This is a genomic window from Blastomonas sp. (assembly GCF_041747255.1).
GTDB lineage: Bacteria > Pseudomonadota > Alphaproteobacteria > Sphingomonadales > Sphingomonadaceae > Blastomonas.
Genome location: NZ_JBGTFM010000420.1, coordinates 1 through 3,874 on the forward strand (window position 1 = coordinate 1; position 3,874 = coordinate 3,874).

General features: G+C 63.1%; 2 protein-coding genes and 1 pseudogene. All 3 read left to right on the top strand.

Annotation, left to right across the window (positions count from 1 at the left end):
- The coding region (locus ACEW8G_RS14100; RefSeq protein WP_373489038.1) for a ribonuclease E/G at positions 1–2,372 on the top strand (2,372 nt) is incomplete at its 5' end.
- Positions 2,373–2,543: 171 nt separating this feature from the next.
- Positions 2,544–3,572: a phosphoribosylglycinamide synthetase gene (locus ACEW8G_RS14105; RefSeq protein WP_373489039.1), complete on the top strand. Its 1,029-nt coding sequence runs from the start codon at positions 2,544–2,546 to the stop codon at positions 3,570–3,572.
- 101 nt (positions 3,573–3,673) lie between these two features.
- Positions 3,674–3,874 (top strand): annotated as a pseudogene (locus ACEW8G_RS14110) (succinate dehydrogenase iron-sulfur subunit); the annotation flags it as partial.

Consider the following 3,874-nt stretch of genomic DNA (forward strand, 5'->3'; position numbering starts at 1 on the left):
ATGGTTCCAATCGCAGCCGCGCCAAACAGGTCGACGAAGTCCGCGCCAAGCGCATGGCGCTGCGCCGCCGCTACAAGATTCAGGACGTCATCCAGCGCCGTCAGGTGATGCTGGTGCAGGTCGTCAAGGAAGAACGCGGCAACAAGGGCGCGGCGCTAACCACCTATCTGTCGCTTGCCGGTCGTTATTGCGTGCTGATGCCCAACAGCGCGCACGGCGGCGGCATCAGCCGCAAGATTTCCAACGCGACTGACCGCAAGCGCTTGAAGACCATCATCGCCGAGATGAAGCTGCCCGCCACCATGGGCTGCATCGTGCGCACCGCTGGCCTGTCGCGCACCAAGCCCGAGATCAAGCGCGACTTTGATTATCTCGCCCGGCTGTGGGATGAAATCCGCGAGCGGACGCTCAAGGCCTCGGCGCCCGAAATCATCCATTCGGACAGCGACCTGATCAAGCGCGCGATCCGCGATATCTACAACCGCGACATCGAGGAAGTGCTGGTCGAAGGCGAGGCGGGTTACCGCGCCGCCAAGGACTTCATGAAGCTGCTGATGCCGAGCCACGCGCGCCGGGTAAAGAGCTATGCCGATCCGGTGCCGCTGTTCCAGCGATACGGTGCGGAGGATCAACTTTCGGCGATGTACGAGCCGGTCGTCCAGCTCAAATCTGGCGGCTATCTGGTGATCAACCCGACCGAGGCTTTGGTGTCGATCGACATCAACTCGGGCCGTTCCACCAAGGAACATGGCATTGAGGCGACTGCGGTCAACACCAACCTTGAAGCGGCACGCGAGATCGCACGGCAGCTGCGCCTGCGCGATATGGCGGGACTGGTCGTCATCGACTTTATCGACATGGAATATGGCTCAAACGTCCGCAAGGTCGAAAAGGCCATGCGCGATGCGCTGAAGAGCGACCGCGCACGCATCCAGGTCGGGCGCATTTCGGGCTTTGGCCTGATGGAAATGAGCCGTCAGCGGCTGCGCACCGGGGTGCTCGAAGCCTCGACCCGCACGTGCCCGCATTGCGATGGCACCGGCCTGGTGCGCACCGCATCGTCGGCAGGGCTTTCCGCGCTGCGCCTGCTCGAAGAAGAGGCGGCGCGTGGCCATGGCAGCATCATCACGCTGCGCACCAGCCAGGAAGCGACGATCTACGTCCTCAACAACAAGCGCCGCGATATCGCGGAGATTGAGGAACGCTTCGGCGTGCACGTGAGTATCCAGCCCAATGGCGAAAACGAAGGCGCCCGGATGGAGGTGCAGGCGAGCGGCCCGCGCCCCGAAAAGACCGTCACCTTCCAGCCAATCATCGATGACGACGAGCCCGAGGACGAGATCGAGGACGATTTTGAGGAAGAGCCTGAAGTCGAGGAACGCCGCCCTGCCCGCAAGGGACGCGGCGACCGGGGTGATCGCGGTGACCGCAATGACCGCGGTGACCGAAGTGACCGCGGTGACCGCAGCGAACGGGGTGCCCGCAGCCAACAGGACGATGACGACCGCACCGAACGCACCCCTTCTGCCGAAACCGCCGAGGAAGGCGAAGGTGGCCGCACCAAGCGACGTCGGCGCAGGCGCGGCAAGCGCAGCCGTCGTGACCGTGAAGACGGCGACGCGCAGGGCGAAGAGCAGCGCGGTGTTGCCGTCGCCCGCGACGCATCCGATGTCGATGGGGACGACGTGGCAACAGCCGTGTCATCAGATGATGCAGCGGCAGAAGACACCGAAGCGGACATGGTTGGCGGCGCGCCAGCCGGGAGCGACGTTGACATGAAGCCGCGTCGCGCGCGGCGGGGTCGTCGTGGTGGCCGCAACCGCAAGGCCGGTGATGGTGATGAGGGCGGCAGCAACGGCGATACGCCGCATGCCGATTCCGAGGCAGAGGCTTACACCGAGTCCGTCGCCGAGCATGATGCGGCTGAGGCTGAAGCGGTTACCGCTCTGGCTGCCGATGCTGGGGTTGAATCCGACGCAGCAGAGGCCGAAGCCAAGCCGAAGCCCAAGCGCAAATCACGCGCCAAAAAGCCGGTGACCGAGGACGCAGCTGCGGTTGAAGCGACACCCGAGGCGGTGCCCGCCGAGCCAGACGCCGAGGCCAAGCCCAAGCCAAAACGTGCACCGCGCAAAAAGGCGGCGGCAAAGGCTGACCCGGTTGAAGTCGCAACAACCGAGGCGGACACGCAGGCAGGTGAAAAGTCTGCCCAGCAGACCGATCCCGACCCCTTAGCGCCCACCGCACAAATGTTGCCACCGGCGGCTGAGGCTGCAGCTGCAGCGACATCCGCCAGCACCGACGACGGCGACGGGCCGAACAACGCCGATGGCACACCGCGTCGCGGCTGGTGGCAGCGCACCTTCGGCAACTGATATGGGCGATCATGCAGCACCGACCACGCCGGTCGCTGCTGCATGCGCCCCCTTGCCCGGAACAAAGGCTCCGCCTGTCATTTCATGCTGGAGAATGCGGTTCATAGGGCGTAATTGACGGATGACGGGCGTTGAACGCTTCGTCGTGCGCGTTGGAGACTGAGCGAACCCATGAAGACCGATAAACTCCGTCCGCTGCGCCTTCCTGCAGACGCCAAAGAACGCCTGCGCTTTTTGTTCATGGCCAAGCACGCTTTGTGGGGCGGCAGCATGCATCCGGAGGATGGCAACCATGCCATCTATCACCATGAGGTGCGCACCACGCTGGAAAGCCTGGGAATCAACCTGCAGGTCGCCAACAGCTATGATGTGCTGCTGACCAAACCCGACGTCGATTTCGTCTTCCCGCTGCTCAATCGCGGCGGCTTCCTCAACAGCGAGATGATGATCCCGCTGCTGTGCAACATGCACGGCCTGCACTATGTTGGCGGCAGCCCGATCATTCGCGGGCTGGGCGATGACAAGCACCTCTCAAAGCTGGTCTGCCAGGCCGCAGGCGTGCCCACCGCGCCGTGGTTCTGCTATCGCAAGGGCGCGCCAGTGCGGCCCGAGGATTGCCCCAAGGCCGAGCGCTGGGTCATCAAACCCAATGCGTCTTCGGCCAGCTGGGGCATTTCGGACGCATTTGACTGGAACGGCGTGGCCAACGCCATTGCAGGCATCCACCAGCAGGGCCATGACGCCATCGTCGAGCCGTATCTCGACGGGCTGGACGTGCAGATCGCCTATATCAGCATCAACGGCCCGGTGCCGTTGCCGATGCTGATCTACGAGCGCGAAGACCCGACCCGGCTGTGGACCTATTATGAAAAGCGCGATCTGATCGCCAACAGCGAAAAGTCGTCGCTGCAACGCTTTACCGATGCTGACCTCGCCCCGCAGGTCGAGGCGCTGGCGCAAAAGGTGGCGGCAGCCTTTGAGCCGTTCGATTACGGGCGGCTTGAATTCCGGCTCGACCGCAAGACCGGCGCGATCAACTTCATCGAGATCAACCTCAACTGCAACCTGTGGTCAGAGAAGGTCGTGGCCAAATCCGCCGCCGCTGCGGGCTTCAGCCATGCCGATCTGCTGGAGACCATCCTTGCCGAAAGCCTCGCGCGTCAGGGCATCATCGATCGCCGCGATATTGGGGTCGGATAGGCCTTTTTGGCTTATTTTGCGCAGGTCCGCCATCAGCCGTTGAGACGGGCGCGGAAAGTGGCTATCTAAGGCATCGGTCGCATGCATTCGAGAGGGACACCATGGCCACGTTTACGCTTCCACAGAACAGCAAGATCACCGGCAAGGGTCGGGCGTTTGAGGCGAAATCGGGCGGCCGCCTGAAGAAATTCAAGGTCTACCGTTACGATCCCGACAGCGGCGAAAACCCGCGCTACGACACGTTCGAGATCGATCTCGATGAATGCGGGCCGATGGTGCTCGATGCACTGATCAAGATGAAG

What these genes read in the sequence shown, in the direction of transcription:
- ACEW8G_RS14105 (WP_373489039.1), top strand. Translation starts at nt 2,544, where the DNA reads ATGAAGACCGATAAACTCCGTCCGCTGCGCCTTCCTGCAGACGCCAAA.